This is a genomic window from Kosakonia sp. MUSA4, from assembly GCF_013085925.1.
GTDB classification, from domain to species: Bacteria; Pseudomonadota; Gammaproteobacteria; order Enterobacterales; family Enterobacteriaceae; genus Kosakonia; species Kosakonia sacchari_B.
On sequence record NZ_CP025697.1, the window covers coordinates 386053 to 406678 of the forward strand.

Annotated in this window: 22 protein-coding genes and 1 pseudogene; 11 read left to right on the top strand and 12 right to left on the bottom strand. The window is 52.6% G+C overall.

Translation table 11 applies throughout. The annotated features are described in order from the left end of the window. The first annotated feature begins 67 nt into the window (after positions 1-67). Complete coding sequence (locus C0557_RS01800) at positions 68-1303, top strand: acetyl-CoA carboxylase biotin carboxylase subunit family protein (protein ID WP_208657282.1); 1236 nt, start codon at positions 68-70, stop codon at positions 1301-1303. Positions 1304-1502: 199 nt separating this feature from the next. Here the strand turns inward: C0557_RS01800 and C0557_RS01805 are convergent, their stop codons facing one another. Together C0557_RS01805 and C0557_RS01810 are read right to left on the bottom strand one after the other, a co-directional pair. Next, positions 1503-3044, bottom strand: a complete 1542-nt coding sequence (locus C0557_RS01805; protein WP_208657283.1) for a methyl-accepting chemotaxis protein — start codon at positions 3042-3044, stop codon at positions 1503-1505. A gap of 688 nt (positions 3045-3732) precedes the next feature. After that, positions 3733-4278, bottom strand: coding sequence for an SDR family oxidoreductase (locus C0557_RS01810; RefSeq protein ID WP_253073772.1), 546 nt, complete (start codon positions 4276-4278; stop codon positions 3733-3735). A 40-nt stretch (positions 4279-4318) separates the two neighbouring features. Between C0557_RS01810 and C0557_RS01820 the strand changes: the two genes are divergently transcribed. Both C0557_RS01820 and C0557_RS27330 read left to right on the top strand, forming a co-directional pair. Then, on the top strand, positions 4319-4708 hold the full coding sequence (locus C0557_RS01820) for an AraC family transcriptional regulator (protein WP_253073773.1): 390 nt from the start codon (positions 4319-4321) through the stop codon (positions 4706-4708). Beyond that, positions 4659-4850 carry a helix-turn-helix domain-containing protein gene (locus C0557_RS27330; protein ID WP_253073823.1) on the top strand — a complete coding sequence of 64 codons (192 nt, stop codon included), beginning with the start codon at positions 4659-4661 and terminating at the stop codon, positions 4848-4850. Before C0557_RS01820 ends, C0557_RS27330 begins: the two co-directional genes overlap by 50 nt. A 112-nt stretch (positions 4851-4962) precedes the next feature. Here C0557_RS27330 and C0557_RS01825 read toward each other — a convergent pair whose 3' ends face one another. From C0557_RS01825 to C0557_RS01850, 6 genes are all read right to left on the bottom strand, one after another. Further along, positions 4963-6234 (bottom strand): alanine racemase, encoded by a 1272-nt coding sequence (locus C0557_RS01825; protein WP_208657284.1) that lies wholly within the window; start codon positions 6232-6234, stop codon positions 4963-4965. 11 nt (positions 6235-6245) lie between these two features. Continuing rightward, a complete protein-coding gene (locus tag C0557_RS01830; protein ID WP_208657285.1) occupies positions 6246-6983 on the bottom strand; it encodes an amino acid ABC transporter ATP-binding protein in 738 nt (245 codons plus the stop codon). Continuing rightward, complete coding sequence (locus C0557_RS01835) at positions 6980-7624, bottom strand: amino acid ABC transporter permease (protein WP_074774436.1); 645 nt, start codon at positions 7622-7624, stop codon at positions 6980-6982. Before C0557_RS01835 ends, C0557_RS01830 begins: the two co-directional genes overlap by 4 nt. Then, positions 7621-8373, bottom strand: a complete 753-nt coding sequence (locus C0557_RS01840) for an amino acid ABC transporter permease (protein WP_208657286.1) — start codon at positions 8371-8373, stop codon at positions 7621-7623. Before C0557_RS01840 ends, C0557_RS01835 begins: the two co-directional genes overlap by 4 nt. A gap of 53 nt (positions 8374-8426) precedes the next feature. Continuing rightward, entirely contained in the window at positions 8427-9263 is an 837-nt protein-coding gene (locus C0557_RS01845) for a transporter substrate-binding domain-containing protein (RefSeq protein WP_208657287.1), read from the bottom strand. 200 nt (positions 9264-9463) lie between these two features. Continuing rightward, on the bottom strand, positions 9464-9856 hold the full coding sequence (locus C0557_RS01850; protein WP_208657288.1) for a RidA family protein: 393 nt from the start codon (positions 9854-9856) through the stop codon (positions 9464-9466). A gap of 404 nt (positions 9857-10260) precedes the next feature. Between C0557_RS01850 and C0557_RS01855 the strand changes: the two genes are divergently transcribed. After that, complete coding sequence (locus tag C0557_RS01855; protein WP_131413520.1) at positions 10261-11013, top strand: IclR family transcriptional regulator; 753 nt, start codon at positions 10261-10263, stop codon at positions 11011-11013. A gap of 4 nt (positions 11014-11017) precedes the next feature. Here C0557_RS01855 and C0557_RS27335 read toward each other — a convergent pair. After that, positions 11018-11203, bottom strand: a pseudogene (locus C0557_RS27335) (class I SAM-dependent methyltransferase); the annotation flags it as partial. Between the two features lie 231 nt (positions 11204-11434). Here C0557_RS27335 and mmuP point away from each other — a divergent pair. The 4 genes from mmuP to C0557_RS01875 all read left to right on the top strand — a co-directional run bounded on the left by mmuP (position 11435) and on the right by C0557_RS01875 (position 15041). Next, on the top strand, positions 11435-12835 hold the full coding sequence (mmuP, locus tag C0557_RS01860) for an S-methylmethionine permease (protein WP_208657289.1): 1401 nt from the start codon (positions 11435-11437) through the stop codon (positions 12833-12835). Then, a complete protein-coding gene (gene mmuM, locus C0557_RS01865; RefSeq protein WP_208657290.1) occupies positions 12822-13754 on the top strand; it encodes a homocysteine S-methyltransferase in 933 nt (310 codons plus the stop codon). Before mmuP ends, mmuM begins: the two co-directional genes overlap by 14 nt. Before the next feature lie 180 nt (positions 13755-13934). Continuing rightward, positions 13935-14504, top strand: a complete 570-nt coding sequence (locus tag C0557_RS01870) for a TetR/AcrR family transcriptional regulator (protein ID WP_074774469.1) — start codon at positions 13935-13937, stop codon at positions 14502-14504. Positions 14505-14564: 60 nt separating this feature from the next. Further along, positions 14565-15041, top strand: a complete 477-nt coding sequence (locus C0557_RS01875; protein WP_208657291.1) for a nuclear transport factor 2 family protein — start codon at positions 14565-14567, stop codon at positions 15039-15041. Between the two features lie 95 nt (positions 15042-15136). On the opposite strand, the gene C0557_RS01880 is transcribed toward C0557_RS01875, so the two are convergent. Continuing rightward, positions 15137-15853: a type 1 glutamine amidotransferase gene (locus C0557_RS01880; RefSeq protein ID WP_208657292.1), complete on the bottom strand. Its 717-nt coding sequence runs from the start codon at positions 15851-15853 to the stop codon at positions 15137-15139. A gap of 115 nt (positions 15854-15968) precedes the next feature. Between C0557_RS01880 and C0557_RS01885 the strand changes: the two genes are divergently transcribed. Then, positions 15969-16736, top strand: coding sequence for a helix-turn-helix domain-containing protein (locus C0557_RS01885; RefSeq protein ID WP_208657293.1), 768 nt, complete (start codon positions 15969-15971; stop codon positions 16734-16736). A 16-nt stretch (positions 16737-16752) separates the two neighbouring features. Here the strand turns inward: C0557_RS01885 and C0557_RS01890 are convergent, their stop codons facing one another. Beyond that, positions 16753-17712: an AraC family transcriptional regulator gene (locus C0557_RS01890; protein ID WP_208657294.1), complete on the bottom strand. Its 960-nt coding sequence runs from the start codon at positions 17710-17712 to the stop codon at positions 16753-16755. A gap of 94 nt (positions 17713-17806) precedes the next feature. On the opposite strand from C0557_RS01890, the gene C0557_RS01895 reads away from it, so the two are divergent. After that, entirely contained in the window at positions 17807-18577 is a 771-nt protein-coding gene (locus tag C0557_RS01895) for an SDR family oxidoreductase (RefSeq protein WP_208657295.1), read from the top strand. A gap of 82 nt (positions 18578-18659) precedes the next feature. On the opposite strand, the gene C0557_RS01900 is transcribed toward C0557_RS01895, so the two are convergent. Beyond that, positions 18660-19514 (bottom strand): MBL fold metallo-hydrolase, encoded by an 855-nt coding sequence (locus C0557_RS01900; RefSeq protein WP_208657296.1) that lies wholly within the window; start codon positions 19512-19514, stop codon positions 18660-18662. Positions 19515-19693: 179 nt separating this feature from the next. On the opposite strand from C0557_RS01900, the gene C0557_RS01905 reads away from it, so the two are divergent. After that, the gene (locus C0557_RS01905) at positions 19694-20605 is read left to right on the top strand and encodes a LysR substrate-binding domain-containing protein (protein ID WP_208657297.1); all 912 of its coding nucleotides are present in this window, start codon (positions 19694-19696) and stop codon (positions 20603-20605) included. Positions 20606-20626: the final 21 nt, after the last annotated feature.

The following is a 20626-nucleotide window of genomic DNA, read 5'->3' on the forward strand; positions in this document are numbered from 1 at the left end:
ATTGGAATTTAGTTGGATTCGCGCAATACAAACGACCATAACCGACCCAAAAAAGGAATGAATCTAAATGAGACATGTTATTGTTGTTCATTATAGTTTGAGTTTCAACGCAGACTGGGAAACATTAATTAATATTGAGGGGGAGGGATGCATTTTTCATCTTATTACAGATGTTAAGATAAAGGGGAATATCCCCGGTAGTTATCTGTCATGTTTCTCCTCCATAAATTTTTTAAAAAATTTTGATTATATTCAGTGTCACTCTGCGGTACTGGATATTATAAAAATACACAGCATTCAGGATTTACGTCTTATTGCTAAAGATGAATATAGTTTGATGATTGCAGCCAAATTGAGGGAGGAACTCGGTCTTGAGGGAATAAAACCAAATGAGATATTACCATTTGTTAACAAGTTGGTGATGAAAGAAATAATAAAAAAGGCAGGGATTACTACTCACAAACACACCCGCTTTGATAATGAATATTATAGTAACTATCAAGAAAAATATATCGATGAGATAGAAATGAATTTTTCTTATCCACTATTTACAAAACCAGTCGATTCTACGGGCAGTGTTGGCACACGAAAAATAGATAATCGAGAAGAATTTATTTTATGGTGCAAAGAACATGTAGAGTGCAGTAATTATGAAATAGATGAATATATTTCTGGCACCCTATATCACATCGATACTATTATTCAAAAAGGAAAAAGAGTTTTTAGTTTTACCGGGAAATACAATCGACCTAATGCCGAGCTTTTATATGGTTTTCCGATGGGGAGTATTATTTTAAATGAGAGTGCTTATGAATACAAAAAACTTCAGGATTTTAATGCGGCTGTACTGAAATCCTTTTCTACATTGCCTGATGGCGCTTTTCATCATGAGGTCTTTGTTCGTCATGATGGCCAGATTATTTTCCTGGAAATTGCAGCGCGAGCTGCAGGTGGGTTTACACCTAAAATGTATGAAAAAGCATCCGGGATTAATATTGAGGAGATGCATTTTATGGCACAGTTGAATAAAATACCTTCAGATATTTCAGTGTCTATCAAAGATAGTGCCGCCTGGATTTTCTTTCCTCCTGTCAAAGGAGTCATTAAAAAATGTATAAACCCAATCGATATACAAGGAAGCTATGAGTTATTCTGGAGGAACACAACTAATGATAAAATTGAAAATCCCGTAAGTTGTGGCGACCGAGTTCTGGGGATTCTGCTATGGAGTGAACATCAATATGAAGTTGAGAAAGATTTTTATCAACTTGAGAAAAATTACACACCCTTTGAACTATATTAAGTAGTTTCTTAATAGGGGTTCTGTGCCGGAACCCCCGGATATTTCCATTACGCTGGTTTCAGCCCTGCAAACGCTTTCTGCTGCGAGTCTGGCCTTCATTTTTCTGACACTTCACAACCTATACCGCCCCTGATCCCGCGCAACGCAGCAATACAAACTGTCGTTGCGCGGTTCAAGGCAAAGTTCTCGATCCCCTTTATCAAGCCGTGGTGAAGAAAGCCACGGTCTGCGTGAGCCGCCGGGTTTGTTTTTCCAGCGCATTCGCTGCAATGACCGCCTGCTGAACCAGTTGCGCGTTCTGATGGGTGACAGAATCGATTTGTACGATGGCTTCGTTGACCTGGCTAATCCCGATGCTCTGCTCATCAGTCGCGACGGAGATTTCCGACATAATGTCCGAAACACGCTGCACGGCTTCAATCATCTCGTCGATATTATTTCCGGCGATTTTTATCTGCGACGAGCCACTGTTGACGCGGCTGACGGACTCCTCAATCAACTCTTTAATCTCCTGGGCTGCCTGAGAACTGCGTAAGGATAAGTTGCGCACCTCGCTGGCCACCACGGCAAAGCCTTTCCCTTGTTCTCCGGCCCTGGCCGCCTCAACTGCCGCATTCAGCGCGAGAATATTGGTTTGAAACGCAATACTGTTTACCACGTCGATGATATTGGCAATTTTACCGGCGCTTTCAGAAATGCCGTTCATGGTGTCATTGACATTCTGCATCATCACACCCCCGCGCGAGGCAATATCCACCGCGCCGCGCGCCAGTTCACGCGCCTGTCCTGCGTTTTCAGCATTTTGTTTTACGGCCGCAGTAATCTCTTCCATGCTGGAGGAGGTTCTTTCCAGAGATACCGCCTGCTGATCGGTGTGCCCGGCGATTTCCTGATTGCCGGCGACGATATCCTGGGTATTGGTGTTGATCCTCTCAGCACCATCGCGGATCTCTTCAATAACGGAAGTCAGTTGCTCGCGCATCACCCCCATCTCATGTAACAGGCTGGCGTTATCACTGGCTTTTTTATTCACTGACTGCGATAAATCCCCGGCAGCGATTCGCGACACGACCTCAGCCGCATAACGCGGTTCTCCGCCCAGGGTTTTCAATGTGCTGCGGTTAATCAGATAAACCAGCACCGAGAGCAGAATGCTGATAGCGATAAATTGCGCGATATTCTGATAAAGAGAACTGAGAAAGACTTCCTGAATATCATCAACATAAAGACCCGTCGTAATAATCCATCCCCAGGGGGACCACGGAATGTTATAGGCAATTTTGGGCTTCGGAACGGTGTCTCCCGGCCGCGGAAAATCATAGGCGGTAAAACCATCGTGGCCATCCTTCGTCACCGTGACCATATCTCTGAAAATATAGACGCCATTCGCATCGGCAATATCCGGCCCCTTGCCAATTAACGCAGCATTAATGGGATGCATAATGACCTGCGCCTGGTTATTCAGAATAGTAAAATATCCTGTGTCGCCATAGCGTAAGTCTTTAATGATCAGGATTGCACGTTGTTGTGCTTCCTCTTTTGATATCAGTCCCTTATCAACAAGTGCCGCCTGCGTTTTCACCACGTTAAGCGCTAACTGGGAAACATACATTAATTCCTTTTTTCGTAGCGCTAGCTGGTCATCTTTAATTTTTACTGAGCCAAAGAATAATGAACCGGCAAGGCTTAGCAGTGCGACAGCAAGTGGAAGCCACAGTTTATGCGCAAAGGATAATTTCATAGCATGCTAACCTGTTGTTGTTGTATAGGGCAGGTATTGCGCAGGTCTGCGGGTATCAGACTGCGCTTAATTTCTTTATCGGAAGAGGTAAGGGGAATAATTAATCGATAATATTGATATATGTGAAATTATATATTTCACTTTTATTATAAAGAAGCTAACATTATGATGAATATAGAGTTATTCTCCGGAGAAATCATTGGTGTGTTAAATTTTAGCGAACAGATGAAGTATTCGCGTTTATCATTTTTGCCGTAAGAAAGAAATGCTCAAGGCCGCCTAACATGAATTAGCGCAAAGCGGTGTGATGGTTTTCACATTATTCCGGGCTGGCGTGGTGGCATCGCTCTCGTTTATCATCACGCCCGATATAATACCCGCATAAACTATGCCGGAAAATAAAGCGCGGTTTGGCTGAACGAAATATATCTAATAATCAAAAGTGCGCTAATTATCGCGCCCGTACTGATGCAATAAGCATAATGTTGTGAGATTTTTATTTATTCTGTAAGCAGGCGAAGAAATCCATATCCTCTTTTTCGCAGGAAAGCGATGTTCATGAAACGCCTGCCTGGCTGAACATTTCCAGGATCAATAACATACCGGTTGGCCCAGGGGTATTTAGTCATTTCAGATGAAAAGGCAGGGTTTCAAAACGATAAAAGAGAGGCGGCTTTGTCCGTTATCACTAGGGCCAACTGTTATTCTCGTAATCGAGGAAGAGATGGCTTCTGGCGTTGCGGTGTTGCTCAATCACACTGACCATACCGTTGACGCTGGTTCTCACATCGATCTCGGCATTTACTGTACCGTCCAGCGTGCCCATCGCTGTCGCCGCCCAGCCGGGATGAATGGACAGAACTGTTTGTGCTCCCTGGCTGATATCCATATAAATGCAGCGAGCGAGCATATTCAGCGCTGCTTTACTTGCGCGGTACAGCTCAAGACCTATCCCCGGTTCGGTATTGGCGGCAATACTGCCCCGATGCGACGACATAAAAACCAGGCTTCCATCAGGCTTAAGCATCGGCAGAAGGTGCTGGGCCAGACGGGCAGGGCCAAAAGCATTGGTCATCATGCTGTCCCATTTTTCAACGGAGGTTTCAGTCGCGAGTTTATTCAGGGCCTTGCCTGCATTGTTGATGAGAATATCCACACTGCCGAATTCTGCCTGCGCGAGAGCGACCGCGCTGATGACTTCCTCTTCCTGGCTGACATCGCAACGTTGTGTCACCACCTGATTACGCTGTGCCAGCGCATGGACCGCCGGTTTGATGGGCGGACAAGAATTTACCTACGATCCCGCGCACTATCTGGTTGTCTCGGCGCCTCTGCCGTTCACCAGCCAGACAACGGCCAGCCAGCAAGAACCTCTGCTGGCGATGTCTGTATCGCTTGATGTCGCCACTATTGCCGAATTACTGATTGAAATGGGAGAAGGCGACGGAAGAGGAAATGAGAAGGCGGGGATTCTGTTTTCCACCCCGCTGGGAGAAGAACTGGCCGATACGGTTTATCGCCTGCTGGTGGCGCTCTCTGATGAAGAAAAAAGCAGAATTCTGGGGTCGGGCATTCACCGGTACAACGCCAAAACAGTATCTGATTTCCATCAGGCTGCATCAGGCGCGTTTTTTAATGGTGAAGCGCAATGTTACTGCCAGTGAGGCCTCTTTTCGGGTTGGCTACGTCAGCCCGACACAATTCAGCCGAGAATTTAGCCGGTTCTTTGGATGCCCGCCGCAAAAGGAAGCTCACCGTTTACGCCATTTATTAAAAGTTAAAGCTGAATCGTACTGGCCGGAATAATCCCTTTTCGGCCTCGACGTTGTGGCATTGAAAGAACGGATGGGCGCATTTCATATAGGGTAGCCGTTCTAAAACAGCGCGATCCATCGCGCCGTTACGAACCCATGTTCACTCAGAATGCGGTTTCCAGCGAATCGGTGACGCAATAATCATCATCCACCAGGGGCAAATACCGCCATTTATCGAATGCGGTACAGGGGTGTGAAATACCGCAGCCCACCCAGTCGCCGGGTTTTAACGCATCCTCTTCCGGTAGCAACAGATATGCATGCTGATCGTTTACCTCGCTGATGCGCATGCCAGAAGCCGCTCGCGGGGCGCTGCCATCGACATTTCGCACCCACAGCGGATTCGGCAGATCTTGATCGAACGGCACATCACGGCGGCCGAAATCAATAAACGCCAGGCCAGGCTCGGGGCGCGACAACACCCGTCCCCAGATCTCCAGCGCGGCGGTGAAATGATGCGTGGCGCCGGGCTGCGCGAAAGGCGCGATACGCGCATACAGCCCGCTGTCGTGCGCCATGTAGGCGCCGGATCGAATCAGCGGCGTCATCGGCAGCGGCAGGTTCGCGGCCGTGAAACAGGCCGAGACCACGTCAAACCACGCGCCGCCGCCAGCACTGAGGATAATATGCTGGCTGGCAAACAGTTGGCGTTCGGCCAGCAGCGCTGCCGTGGCGATCAGCATCTGGCAGTAATCTTTTACCCGCTGAACGCCCGCGGCATCGCGTCCGGCACCGAGCGCGCCTTCATAACCCGCCACGCCCACCAGTTGCAGGGCCGGGCTGGCGGCAATCGCGGCGGCAATCTCCAGCGCTTCAGAGGATGAGCGGCAGCCGGTACGCCCGCCGCTGACCGACATCTCCAGCAGTACCGCAATGCGGCTGTCACCGAGATGTTGCTCCAGCAAACGAACACCCTGCAGCGAATCGACATAGCAAAGGAAGCCATGATCGGGATGCTGTTTTTGCCATTCGCCGATCCAGCGAATGCCGCCGGGATCGACCAGTTCGTTGGCGAGGAAGACGTTACGAATGCCGAACTGGCGCAACGCGCGAACCTGCGCAGGCGTCGCGGCGCTCAATCCCCAGGCACCGCCTTCCGTGACAGCGCGGCGCAGGATCGCCGGAGACATTGACGTCTTGCCGTGTGCCGCCAGCATCACGCCTTGTTCACGGCAAAAATCCGCCAGTTGACGCAGATTATTCTCCAGTGCTGATTGCTTCATCAGCATCAGCGGGGAAAACACCTCAGCGCTGCTAAAGATCGGCGTACCGTTAGCCAGCGGTTGATTGCCGGAACCGGCGACCGATTTAAAACGCGGTGCAGGCTGCTGCGCATCCAGCGCGCCGTCCGCCTGCAATGGAAAGTGAATCGACATCATGCCTCCTGTTAGTGCTCAAGCACGCGTGATAAGAATTGCTGGGTGCGCGGGTTCTGCGGATTAACGAAAATCTGCTCCGGCGAACCCTGCTCGGCTATCACGCCCTGATCCATAAACACCACGCGGTCTGCGGTTTTACGCGCAAAACCCATCTCGTGGGTGACCACCACCATGGTCATCCCTTCACGCGCCAGGCTGCGCATCACCTCCATCACTTCGCCGACCAGTTCGGGATCGAGCGCTGACGTCGCTTCATCAAAAAACATAATTTTCGGCTCCACCGCCAGCGCGCGAGCAATCGCCACACGCTGCTGCTGACCGCCGGACAACTGGGCCGGATAGTGATGCGCGCGCTCGGCCAGCCCGACACGCGCCAGAGCCGCGAGGCCGCGTTTATTGGCTTCGGCCTCGGACAGTTTCTGCGCTTTAAGCAACGCCAGCGTCACGTTACCGAGCGCGGTTTTATGGGGAAACAGATTGAACTGCTGAAACACCATGCCGACGTGGCCGCAGATTTCGCTGCTGCGTTTGCGGTCGTGCAGCGGCACTTCGTTAACCCAAATTTCCCCGCCATCGGCGGTTTCCAGCCCGCTCATGATGCGTAACACGGTACTTTTGCCTGAGCCGGATGCGCCAATCAGCACCAGCACTTCGCCGGGCGAAACATCCAGGCTGATCTCTTTCAGCACCTGGGTTGAGCCAAAGGATTTGGTAATCCGGCTCAGCGTAATGGCGGATTTGCTCATGATAACTGGCTCCTGGTTTGATGATGTTGAACCCAACGGGAAAGCGGAAAGCAGACAACGAAGTAGAGCAGGGCGACGAGGCCGTAAATTACCACCGGCTGGCCGATGCGATCGACAATCGCCTGGCCCTGGTGCATCAACTCCGACATGCCGATCATGCTGACAATCGACGTATCTTTAATCAGCGACAGATACTGGCCTACCAGCGGCGGCAGCACGATGCCGCGTGTCTGAGGCAGAATCACGCTAAGAAACGTCTGGCGCTTCGACAGGCCGAGGATCCACGACACTTCCCACTGGCCTTTAGGCACGGCTTCAATACCGGCGCGGAAGACTTCGGCGATATAAGCGCCCTGATAAATGCTCAGGCCGAGGATACCGGCTGCGAACAGATTGATTTCATAGCCAAAGTAAGCCACACCGAAGTAGATAAACATCAGCGTGATCAGGACCGGCGTGCCGCGAAACAGCTCGGTATAGAACACGGCGATCTGTTTGGCGACCGGCAAACGGCTGGTGCGTAACACTGCTGCCAGTAAACCGAGCAGCGTGCTGCCGACGATAGCGGCGATGGAGAGCAGTAAAGTGACGACCAGGCCTTTTAGCAGGATTGGCAGCGAGCCGATGATAAGTTCGCTCATAGCGCATTCTCCCGTTTCACTGGGTTAATCCATTTTCTTGCCCACCGCCAGCCGGGCTTTTTTACCGATGTCACCAGCGGCGGATGGAACATCCGGCGTCCTGCCATGTTGCCGAGCCACGAGAACAGGTTGCTCAGCACCAGATAAACCAGCGCGACAACGCTGAAGGTCTGGATGTACAGCAGGGTGCGCGCATTGATCACCGTTGCGGTGCCGGTCAGCTCCGGCAGCGCGATGGCGGAGAGCAGCGACGTGCCGAGCAGTAGCTGAATCAGGTTGTTGATAATAGCGGGCCACACTGCGCGCGCGGCCTGCGGCAGCACCACGCTGAGGAAGATTTGCCGGCGCGGAATACCGAGGATATACGCCGCTTCCAGTTGGCCCTTCGCGACCGACTGAATGCCCGCGCGGAAGGTTTCCGCCAGGTAAGCGCCCACGTTAATCCCCAGCGCCAGTACGCCTGCGGCAAAGGCGCTCATGGTGATACCCAGCGACGGCAGGCCAAAAAAGATGATGAAGATTTGCAAAAGCACCGGCGTGTTGCGGATGAACTCAACGTAGCAGTGGCTGAGCCAGCGTAGCGGCGCCAGCGGCGAGGATTTCGCCAGCGGCGAGGATTTCGCCAGCGCGGCCAGCAGGCCGAGCGCCACCGCCAGGACAAACGCCAGCAGCGTGACCTGTAGCGTTAGCCACGCGGCCTCCAGAAAAGTGTCGGCGTAGCGCCACAGGGTTAGCCATTGATAACTCATGGTGTGACTCCTTCAGGCGGCGCAGCATCAGCGGCTGCGCCGTGGGCGAACAATCAGTATTGCGGATTCAGCGGGTAGCGCGGTTTACTGCCGAACCATTTCTCATACAGCTGGGCGTTCTCGCCGGAAGCATTGATTTCAAAAAGGAATTCGTTCAGATAGTTGGTCCATACCTGGTCGCCCTGTTTCACACCGAAGGCGTTGTACTCCAGCGGCACCAGCGCTTCGTTGGTGACGGTCAGCGACGGATCGAGTTTCGCCTGATAGGCGAGGAAGTTGTTATCTTCGATCATGGCATCCGCCTGGCCCTGTTTCACCGCCAGGATTGCCGCCTGAGATGAATCGTACTCCTGAATTTTCACGTCGATGCCGAGATTGCGCACTTCATCGCCGTTGGTGGAGCCTTTCACGGTGGCAATGGTTTTTCCGGCCATATCATGCGCGGATTGAATACCGCTGTTTTTGCGCACCAGCATCGCTTCGCTCGCCACGACATAGGGGTTGGTGAAACCGATCTCTTTGGCGCGTTCCAGATTGCGGGTGAAGTTACAGAACACCACGTCAACTTTATTGGTTTGCAGGTTAGGGATGCGGTTGGCGCTGGTGGTGTTGACCATTTCCAGTTTGACGCCCATCTCTTTCGCCAGCGCTTTGGCCAGATCGACGTCATAACCATCCGGATTGCCGTCTTTATCGTAAAAACCAAACGGGGCAAAGCTCAGGCAGTCACCCACGCGCAGCGTGCCGCGTTGCAGGACGGTTTGCAGCGCAGACTGCGGCGCAGCACCCGCCTCTTTTTTCTCTTCGGTCGGCGTACAGCCCGCAACAGCCAGCATTACCAGCGCGCCCGCCAGTGCTTTGGCACTTAATTTCAGCGATGTTGCATTCATTTTTATGCTCTCTTTTAATGTTTAACGAGACGGCGTAATACCGTGTCATCCGTTATAAGTCAGACGATCACCGGCACAGCGGCAGCGCTGATTATTTCGGGATATTTTAATGAAAAAGCAAAAGCATCAATTAATAACAGGCTGTCCTGGTGTTGGCGAAGAAAGAAATAGAAACGCTCAGCCTGTTTTAACGGTTTTAATTATTTACGGTCGGCGCGGAAACATTTCATATCCACTTCCACTTTGCAGTCGACCACTAAATCCTGCACGCTACAAATACGCGCGGGTGGATTCTCACTAAATATCTCTCTGAATACTTTATTAAATGAACTGAAATAACGCGCGTCGGTTAATACCGCCGTCACGTGCACCACATCCTCCACGCGGTAACCTGCTTCCCGCATGATGGTGAGACAGTTGTCGAACGCCAGTTGCGTCTGTTCGATGATACCGCCTTCCACAACTTCGCCCGCGCGCATCGGTGTCTGGCCCGAGATATAGAGCCAGCCATCGGCCTCCACGGCCCGCGCGAACGGCAGTTTCTGCCCACCTGTACCGGTGCCGCCTTCAATGCCATAACGCTTAATCGTCATGCAACGCTGCTCCTTTTGGTTCTGAGATTACCCATTCGTACCGAGTGATAGCTGTCTGATATACCAGACTACTATCTGCAATATCGGATAGAGCAAGATTTGCACAGGTTTTTTATTTTTGCAATATATCGCGAGGAATTTAATTTCTCGTGATGTCGTCGCGATCGCAAAATAAAAAAGGAATGCCGAAATTTTCTGCCTGGAAATGTTATCGCTGTCGTGGTTTAAAAAAATAACCTGCATGCAGTGCGCTAAAATGAGGCCCCAAAATAGAACAAAGAAATATAAACTCTGGCAATGAAATTTTAATTAACGGGGATGGGTTAACGACGATGCTCGGTGTATGATGCTTTTCTTTTTTACTGTCTGGCGCGACCGCCCGACTGCATCAGGAGAATTTGCTTATGCCGGACGAGAAGCCATCGCGGGCGCGCGGTGTTGACCGTGTTATCGACATTTTTCGCCAGTTGCATATCGCTCGCCAGCCTATGGCGATGCGCGATCTGATCGACGCCACCGGCGCGCCGCGCTCCAGCGTCTATGAACTCGTCAACCTGCTGAGTGAGGCCGGGCTGGTTGAACTGGATGCCGACGGCGCCGTGTTCTTTGGCCGTGAAATGCACTATTACGGTGCGGACTATATGGCACATAACGACCTTATCCGCCGCTCGCATCAGTTAATGGTGGAGATAGTGGCCCGTCATGGCGAGACGGTGCAGCTCTGTATGCTGGAAGGGAATAAGTACACCGTCGTGCTGTCGGAAAGTAATGCTCACCCGTTCAAAATCACTTCTGATATCGGGGTGCGGGTACCGATTACCTGGACGGCCACTGGCCGTTTGCTGCTCAGTAATTGGTCGGACAGCGCCATTCTCGATCTCATCCCCGAAGAGGATTACCGTCTGGCGAACGGGCAAGTCCTCGACAAGCAGGCATTCCTCGAAGATATTCATCGTGCCGGGCAGCAGGGATATTGCCTGACCGAAGGTTTGTCAGAGAGTTTTACCTGCTGTATGGCGGCGCCGATTCGTTCCCGTAGCGGGCAGGCGGTTGCCGCTATCTGCTTTATGGTGAGTCGGGATACGCCGGAGGAGCGCCGTCAGATGCTGCTGAAAGAGTTGATCGTTTCCGGGCAAAAATTATCGGATTTCACCTGAGCCGCTATGCCATGTGACTGGCATCCTTTGAGGATGAATTCACCGAACAAACCAGTGTGGCGTGATCCCACCACGCGTTGTGATTCACGCTCGCCGCCAGCACATTTAACTGCGCTTGCTGGATCTCATGAATGAGGTCCGGAAGCGGTTTCAACGTGCGCCAGGGTTGCCCCTCTTTCAATAAATGGTGCCAAAGGAGGGGAACGGCTGCGCAACGTAGTCTGCTTTTCGCTTAAAAAAGAAAAATTACAGCCGCTGTAATTGACCTATAGCCACAGATATTGCCTGCTCTTTGCATATTTCTTGCTCATTCCCTTCTCAGACCGTGCAGACGCCCGCCTAATGCTGGCCTTTTGTTAACAATAAAGATATAAATAACCCGAACATGGACATTTAGACATCTATACGTTTAGAAGGTGATATGCACGAGCAACAAGAGAATGGGGAGCTTAAGCGCACCATGAAAACCCGCCATTTGATTATGCTTTCATTAGGCGGCGTCATTGGCACAGGGTTATTTTTTAATACCGGATACATCATCTCTACCACCGGCGCGGCGGGCACACTGCTGGCGTATTTGATTGGAGCGCTGGTCGTCTGGCTGGTTATGCAGTGCCTTGGTGAGCTTTCCGTGGCGATGCCCGTCACTGGCGCTTTTCATGTCTACGCGGCACGCTATATTGGCCCGGCAACGGGGTATACCGTGGCATGGCTGTACTGGCTTACCTGGACAGTTGCTCTGGGGTCAAGCTTTACCGCCGCCGGGTTCTGTATGCAGTACTGGTTCCCGCACGTTCCGGTCTGGATATGGAGCGCCCTGTTTTGTGTGGTGATTTTTTGTCTTAATGCGATTTCAACGCGCTTCTTTGCCGAAGGGGAGTTCTGGTTCTCGCTCATTAAAGTCGCGACTATCCTCGTCTTTATCATCCTCGGCTGCGGGGTGATTTTCGGGTTTATCCCGATGAAAGATGGTTCACCTTCGCCGGGGCTTTCTAACCTCACCAGCGAGGGCTGGTTCCCGCACGGCGGTCTGCCCATTCTGATGACTATGGTGGCGGTCAATTTTGCTTTTTCCGGTACGGAGCTTATCGGTATCGCGGCGGGCGAAACGGAAAATCCGCATCACGCTATTCCGGTCGCGATCCGCGCCACTATTGCCCGGCTAATCCTGTTTTTTATCGGCACCGTTTTTGTCCTTGCCGCGCTGATCCCGGCGAATGTGGCGGGGGTTGAGAAGAGCCCGTTTGTGCTGGTCTTCGAAAAAATAGGCATTCCGTATGCGGCGGATATTTTTAACTTCGTCATCCTGACCGCTATTCTTTCTGCGGCGAATTCCGGGCTTTATGCTTCGGGCCGCATGCTCTGGTCGCTGGCAAACGAAAAAACGTTGCCGGGCTGTTTTGCCCGCGTCAATAAGCATGGCGTGCCGTTGATCGCCCTTTCTGTCTCGATGCTCGGCGGCCTGCTGGCGCTGTTATCCAGCGTGATTGCTCCTGATACGGTGTTCGTTGCGCTTAGCGCCATTTCTGGCTTTGCCGTCGTGGCGGTATGGCTCAGCATCTGCGCGGCCCACTTTGTCTTTCGTCGCCGCCACTTACAGTCGGGCAAGCCCTCTGCGGCGTTGCAATACCGCGCACCCTGGTATCCGCTGGTTCCCGTACTTGGATTCGTGCTGTGTCTGATGGCCTGCATCGGTTTGGCGTTCGATCCGGACCAGCGCATTGCGCTCTATTGCGGTCTGCCGTTTGTCGCCCTTTGCTATGGTGCTTATTTTGTTACCCACAAAACCAAATTGAAGGAGGCGGACTATGCCGCAGATTAACTCCCTTGCCGCGCTGCTTGAACGTCATCCCTTTGTCGTGCTTGATGGCGCACTGGCCACCGAGCTTGAAGCGCGCGGGTGCAGCCTTGCCGATAATCTCTGGTCCGCCAAAGTATTAATGGAAAATCCACAACGCATTCGGGACGTGCATCTGGATTACTTCCGCGCGGGCGCGCAGATAGCGATTACCGCCAGTTACCAGGCCACGCCCGCAGGTTTTGCGGCACGCGGGCTGACGGAGGCGCAGTCAAAAGCGCTGATTGAACAGAGTATGAAGCTGGCAAAAGAGGCGAGTGACATTTATCGCGCAGAAAACCCCAACGCCGGTCCGCTGCTGGTGGCTGGTTCTGTTGGGCCATACGGCGCTTATCTGGCCGATGGCTCAGAGTATCGCGGCGACTATGTGCGTAGCCACGAAGCGTTTCAGGCATTTCATCGCCCGCGAATTGACGCGTTGCTCAATGCCGGCGCCGATCTGCTGGCCTGCGAAACGTTACCTTCCTTCGCTGAAATAAAAGCACTGGCTGATCTGCTGGCCGAATATCCGCATGCGCAGGCGTGGTTCTCATTTACCTTACGTGACGACAAGCACTTGAGCGATGGCACGCCGCTGGTTGAGGTGGTGAATGCGCTGTCTGCATGCCCCCAAATCGTCGCGCTGGGGATTAACTGTATTGCGCTGAGCAAAACAACCGCCGCACTCAAACATCTGCACAGCCTCAGTGCGCTACCGCTGGTGGTCTATCCTAACTCCGGGGAAACTTACGACGCCGTCACCAAGGCGTGGCATGCGCACGGCGATACCTGCGGATCCTTAGCGGCACATTTGCCCCAGTGGTTAGAGGCTGGCGCGAGACTGATTGGCGGATGCTGCCGGACGACGCCACAGGATATTGCCGCATTGAGTGAACGCCGCTGACGGCAGTTTCATCGCCACAACTCATCTCAGGCTTTCTTCGGCCGTGCCGCTTCGTGCCAGCCCCCTCGTTCCATTTATAAAAAGGCAGTCCGTTATACAGACGGGCTGCCTTTTTCATTTTTGACAATTCTTTTTGAGATAATAGTTGACCAGGGAGAACGATCGTTCTACCTTTATCACATGAACAAGAAAACGACCGATACCCGAGAAAAAATCCTGACTACTGCCGAGCAATTGATCTATCGGAATGGAATTCATGCCACAGGCATGGACCTTCTGGTCAAGACCTCAGGCGTAGCAAGGAAAAGTATTTATCGCTATTTCGCGACCAAAGATGACGTGGCCGCCGCCGCGTTGAATGAGCGTGACGAACGCTGGATGCAGTGGTTCAGAACGGAATCTGATAAAGGCGAAACGCCCCAGGATCGCATTCTGAATATGTTCACGGTGCTCAGAGGCTGGTTTGAGTCAGAAGGCTTTCGGGGTTGTGCATTTATCAACACCGCCGGAGAAGTGGGAGACCCGACAGACCCCGTTCGCCAGATAGCAAAACTGCATAAACAAAAATTGCTCGATTACACGCTGGAACTCACTGAGCAATTAAACATTGAGCAACCGGCCGCGCTGGCCAGACAACTGCTGATTCTGATCGAGGGTGCTATCACCATGTCCTATGTGATGGGGGATTGCAGCGCCGCCGACAGTGCCAGGGACGTTGCGAAACTCTTGCTGGAACAGGCCTCTTCTTAAGGTCTGAGTATCAAAAAAACGGTTTCTACTGATAAATCCATTTTTACAGGAGGCTTCACCATGCCTGATACACAAGTTCGCCCACCACTTCCCCCTTTCACTCGTGAGTCGGCGATTGAGAAAGTCCGGCTCGCTGAAGATGGCTGGAACAGCCGCGATGCCGAAAAAGTATCCCTGGCGTACTCACTGGATACCAAATGGCGTAACCGCGCCGAGTTCGCCAATAATCGTGAAGAAGCTAAAGCCTTCCTCGAACGTAAGTGGAAAAAAGAGCTGGAATACCGTCTTATCAAGGAGTTGTGGGCGTTCGATGGTGACCGCATCGCTGTGCGGTACGCTTATGAGTGGCGCGATGACTCCGGTAACTGGTTCCGTTCTTACGGCAACGAAAACTGGGAATTTGGTGAAGATGGGCTGATGCATCACCGCTACGCGTGTATCAATGACATGCCGATTAAAGAAAGCGAACGCAAGTTCCACTGGCCGCTGGGACGTCGTCCGGATGATCATCCGGGTCTGTCGGCGCTGGGTCTGTAAATTTGTCGGTTATCTCGTGAAAAGCCACCGACTGCTGTCTTAGCCGGGGGCTTTTTCTCAACTCAACTTAATTAAGGCTAATGAAGTAAGAGCTTTCACTGGCAGTAGCGTGATGCAAGTTTGTCGAGAAAAGTGAATAACATTCTGTTCATTTCACGGTAATCATTCGCCCGTAATTCGTCGGGTGACTGGACAAAACGAAAGTCTGCGGCCCGATGCAACTCCTTTTCGGAATGGGCAATTAATAGTTCGACCACCTCCGGTGTCAGTTCCATGTGGCACTGAAACCCGTAAACCCGTTCAGAATAAGCCACTATCTGGCGTGGGCATCCTTCGCTCCAGGCGATAATTTCCGCCTCCGGCGTCAGCCCCGGCATATCGTTATGCCAGTGACCAACGTCAAGCGTATTGCCGAAGTGAGAGAACATTTCGCTCATCGCACCCTTGTCGGTCATAAAAATGGGAAACTTACCTATCTCTTTTTCCGGACTGTGAGCAAAGGGGGCACCCAATGCTTCGCCGATCAGTTGAGCGCCCAGGCAGACACCGATGATGGCTTTACCTGCACACACCGCGGAGGCAATAAGAGCCTGCTCAGCTTTGGCATCAAAATGAGCGCACTCCTCCACGGTGACGGAAGGATCCTGCGGGCCGCCCATGATGATCAGCAGATCGATGTCCCGTGCATCTTCGGGGAGTTTTTGGCCCGCATAAACACGGGAAAAGGTTACCTCATGGCCGCGACTTGTGGCCCAGCTTTCGTAAGCGCCGGGCGCTTCGAAACTTTCATGCACAATAAAATGTACTCGCATAGGCGTATGCTCCTGTAATGCTTGTCACAAACTAATTAAGCGCACGTTACCCCGCCGAAATGGTCGCCCGGGTAACGTCAGCCGAATCATGGTAAACAAGGGGTTCTCATCTGAAATGCCAGTAAGCATTGATAAAGCGCCAAGACATGATGAAGCGACGGGGTGGTCGGTAACGGCAATTTCTTACCGGCGGGGGGAGGTGGATCTGCCTCATTACCATCTGGAAGGGCAGTTATTGTTTGCTACCAAAGGCGTTATGCTGGTTGAAACCGCTGACAGACAGTGGGTTATTCCCCCGCAGCGCGCCCTCTGGATCCCACCGTTGATGATTCACTCTTACAGCATTCTGTCCTGTACGGAATTACGTGCGGTTTACGTCAGCCGCAGCCTTATTGCAGAGTGTACAAACTTCAGCAGGAACAACCAGGTTCATATCATTAACGCGACTCCGCTGGTGAAGGCGTTAATAAATGGCCTTTTTACCGCTGAACATAACGGTTCGATAAAGCGAAAAATGGCGCTTTTGCTGCTGGACATTCTCAGCGAGTCACCTTCCGAAGGCGCAGAACTTCCCATGCCGCGTGATGAGCGTTTACTCCGCGCAGCAAGGGAGCTGATGATCAGCCATCGCTGGGAAGCCTCTCTCATTGACATGGCTGACATTGCTAACATGTCGGAACGGACTTTTTCGCGCCAGTTTTTACGTGACACAGGATTCAGCTTCAGGACATGGAAACAGCGAGCCAGGATATACGCCTCGCTGGATCTGCTCTCTGATAACGTGCCCGTTAAACAGATTGCCTATCAACTCGGCTTTTCATCTCCTGCTGCGTTTTCCGCTGCCTTTCGTTCAGTGATGGGCGCAACACCCGGTGAATTTTGACCTGACGGCGGGTGAGCTACATAACGCCTTTCAGCGTGAATGTCGGCTCCTCGTTCAACGCAGGCGCATGCGTTTGAGAGGCTCCATTCTGACGCCTGAAAACGCCCGGTGGAACGCCCACGTATTGCGTGAAGGCCACGTTAAAGGCGCTCGCTGACTGATATCCGATGTGAAAGGCAATCTGCTCGATTTTCTCTGTGCTGCTCACCAGCGCTTTTTTCGCTAACGACATGCGCCAGAAGAGAAGATATTGCCCTGGCGGCATGCCGACAGTCTCATTGAACGCGGCGAAAAAAGCGGAGCGGGACATCGCGGCGTGACGGGCGAGCTGCGCGATTTGCCACTCATTGCCCGGTTTTTCATGTATGAGATGCAGCGCGACAGCGATCTTTTCATGTTGCAGCCCCTTCAGGATGCCCGCCGCTTTCGGCAGTTCAGGATTACTGCGTAACGATTCTACTAACAGCAGCTGTAAAAGATGCATTAACACCACGTCACGCCCGGGGCGTCTGGCCCGGCTTTCCTCACGCAGAAGTTCAAGCAAGGTGACGAAACGTCGTTGTCCTTTAATCAGGATCTCGTTTGGCAGTAAAGAGACGATGAGTTGTTTATCCGGGGTATCGAATTCACAATGGCCGACATGCATGACCAGATCGGCGGGCCCGCTTGCTGCGCCAATTCTCACATGCCCTTCGCTGATCATTGTTGGCATCGTGATTTCAGTTGGGCTGGGTCTGCCCGCGTTGGTGTTCTCGAAAGAGTAAGCGGCGGGTATCAGAATAAAATCACCGGCAACCAGTAACTTTGGGCCTTGCCCGTTCACATTGATCAAGCATTCGCCTTCCAGCACGGCGCAGTAAAAGGCCTCTCCGCCAGATTCCCGAACAATACGCCACTCTCCGCGCCCCTCAACGAGTTTTGCATGCGAAGGTTTGGGATTGAGCAGGGCAACGATATCGGTCAACGGATCTGACATTGGACGCTCTCTAAAGTTTGCGGGACTTTTGATTATATATTGTCCGGATAGCGGCGGCTATGATCACCGCTCTTGCCATGAAAGAGGATCAAATATGCCTACTGTACTGATTACCGGTTGTTCTTCAGGCTTTGGCCTTGCCGCCGCAAAACTTTTTTTACACCACGGCTGGGACGTGATTGCCACGATGAGAACGCCTGACCCGACCTGTTTGCCGGAAAGCGACAAGCTGACGATTTTGCCGCTCGATATCACTTCCGCGCAGAGTATCAGCCATGTAGTGAAAGAGGCTGGCGCGATTGATGTGCTGGTGAATAATGCAGGGTTTGGCGCGCCTGTACCGGTCGAACTCACCTCTTTTGCCACCGCGCAGCAATTAATGAACACCAATGTCCTGGGGACATTGTCCTTAACGCAGGCATTTCTGCCGCTGATGAGAGAGGCAAAATCAGGCGTCATTATCAATGTTTCTTCATCCGTGACGACCAGAGCGATGCCGCTGATTGGCCTTTATCGCGCCAGTAAAGCGGCGTTGAATGCATGGAGCGAGTCCTTGTCCATTGAAGTCAGGCCTTTCGGTATTCGTGTTCATATCGTGTTACCGGGGCGCTCCCCGGAAACGAAGTTTGGCGAGAATGCGCGCGCGCATTTTGCCGGGATGGACGATCCCGCCTACGGGCAAATGGTAAAGGAGTTTATCCAGAGCGTGGGCGACAGCAACTCACCCGTGACGCATGCTGATGATGTCGCGAATGCCATTTTCGCCGTTGCTCAGAATCCAGATGCGCCGCTATACACTGCCGCGGGTGAAGATGCCGAACTGTGGCTGAAAGAGGCGCAGCAGCATTCACCCTTCTCTTACTGATGACGCTGAACGAAGAGCATGCGGGGGATTTCCTACCCGGCATTCGCCGCATGGTGCAGGAGATTGCTCCTGCGCCATGCGATTAAAGCTGAACGGAATCCTCAGAGCAGGAAAGGCGGTATCCCGTACCGGCGCGGGAAACGGTCGCAAACCCAGCCTGCCCCAGGTGCATGCCCGCAATAAGCAGTTTTTCCCGGACGGCTTGCGCCAGAATTTTTTTGCGGGTCTCTTCGGCCAACGCGGGATCGGCATCAAACAAAATGCTCACCGCCGGTTGTGCCGTCTGAATATGCGGGTAATGGACGATATCTCCCCAGATAAGTAAGCTTTTTTCCTCCGCATCAATGCGAAACCCGCTATGCCCTGGCGTGTGGCCCGGCAGCGATACCGCAGAAATGCCTTCTGTTATGTTGCCCTCGCTAAAAAAACGGACGTTCCGTGCATAAGCCTCCAGCGTCTGGCGCGCCAGCAAGAAATTACGCTGGCCGCGTTCGCTGGCTATTTTTCGTTTTTCATCATCCCGCCAGTAGTCCGCTTCGCGATGATGCAGAAGAAGTTCTGCATGTTGAAAGACCGGTTGTTTTTCCGCATCAAGCAGGCCGCCAATATGGTCCGGATGGCAGTGCGTTACTAACACGGTGTCTACGTCGTTGTGGCTGATGCCGAGGGCGGCGAGGTTGGCTTTGAGCTGCCCGCCCGCGTTGTTCAGCCCTCCTGTACCGGCGTCAACCAGAATGGTTCGCCCCCGCCCGCGAATGAGATAGCCGTTGATATGGATATTACCGGGTTCAGCGATTCCGGCGCGATGCTGAATGAAGGCAGCATCCTCTGTGGCAATACCTGACAGTAGCTCTAGGCTGGCGGACATATTGCCGTCACTCACCGCCGTGACCTGAAAATCGCCAATCTGGCGTGATGGAAAAGTGAGAGGGTGCATAAATACCTCAGGATGAGTTTTTGGCGTACGGGGACGGGGCTGGAGATTCAAAGCAGCGAAGTGCTTAATGACTTTTGATCATGCTATAAGGTCTATACCGGCCTGGAAATCGATAATATTTCATTGTTCAGTGATATTAACTCACTGAGTGGCGTCACCAGCACAGAGGAAGGCCCTTTATGCGCAGAAAAATACCCAGTAGCACTTCCCTGCAGGCTTTTGATGCCGCCGCAAGGCACGGCAGCTTTGCCCGGGCTGCAGAGGAGCTATCCCTGACGGAAGGAGCTATTAGTCGTCAGATTGCCCGCCTTGAATCGTTGCTGAACTGCAAACTGTTTGACCGCACGGGAAGCCGCGTAAAGCTTAACCCCGCTGGCGCACGCTATGCGCGTCATGTCCACGAAACGCTGGCGCGGCTCGAAAGGGATACCCAATACATCATGGGTTTGCCAGAGGGGAATAAGAGCCTGGATATTGCCGTGCTGCCGACCTTTTCCAGCCGCTGGCTGATCCCGCGCCTGGGCGGCTTCAGGTCATTGCATCCGGACATAACGGTAAATATTGCGGCCAGTACCGACCCTTTTATTCTGAGCGGAAGTGGCTTTGACGCCGTGATCCATTTTGAACATCCCGCATGGACCGGCATGCGCATGCAGTTTCTGTTTCAGGAAACGCTGGTTCCGGTGTGCCACCCTGCGTTGTTATCGCAAGGTGACGTTGATGAACAGTTAAACGTGCTTCCGCGGATTCACCGACGGCAGAATCCGGACGCGTGGCATCGCTATGCCCGCGAAAGTAACATCAACCTGGATAATCCAGGGCTGGGGGTGCGCTACGACCTGCATGAAATGGCCATCGCAGCCGTTATGGCGGGACAAGGCGTGGCGCTGGTGCCGCGCATGTATATCGAAAATGAATTGAGGCGCGGTCTGCTTGTTTCCCCCTGGCCGGAATCCGCAAGCCTGAGCAAAACATTCTGTTTAATCAAACCGACGGAAACCGGAATGAATGAAGCGGCGTTAGAGGATTTTGAACGCTGGCTGCTGGCTGAAATCAATCCCGCTGCTGGAGCATTGCAGCAAGAGGCTTAACGTTCATCATCGCCCTCTCAA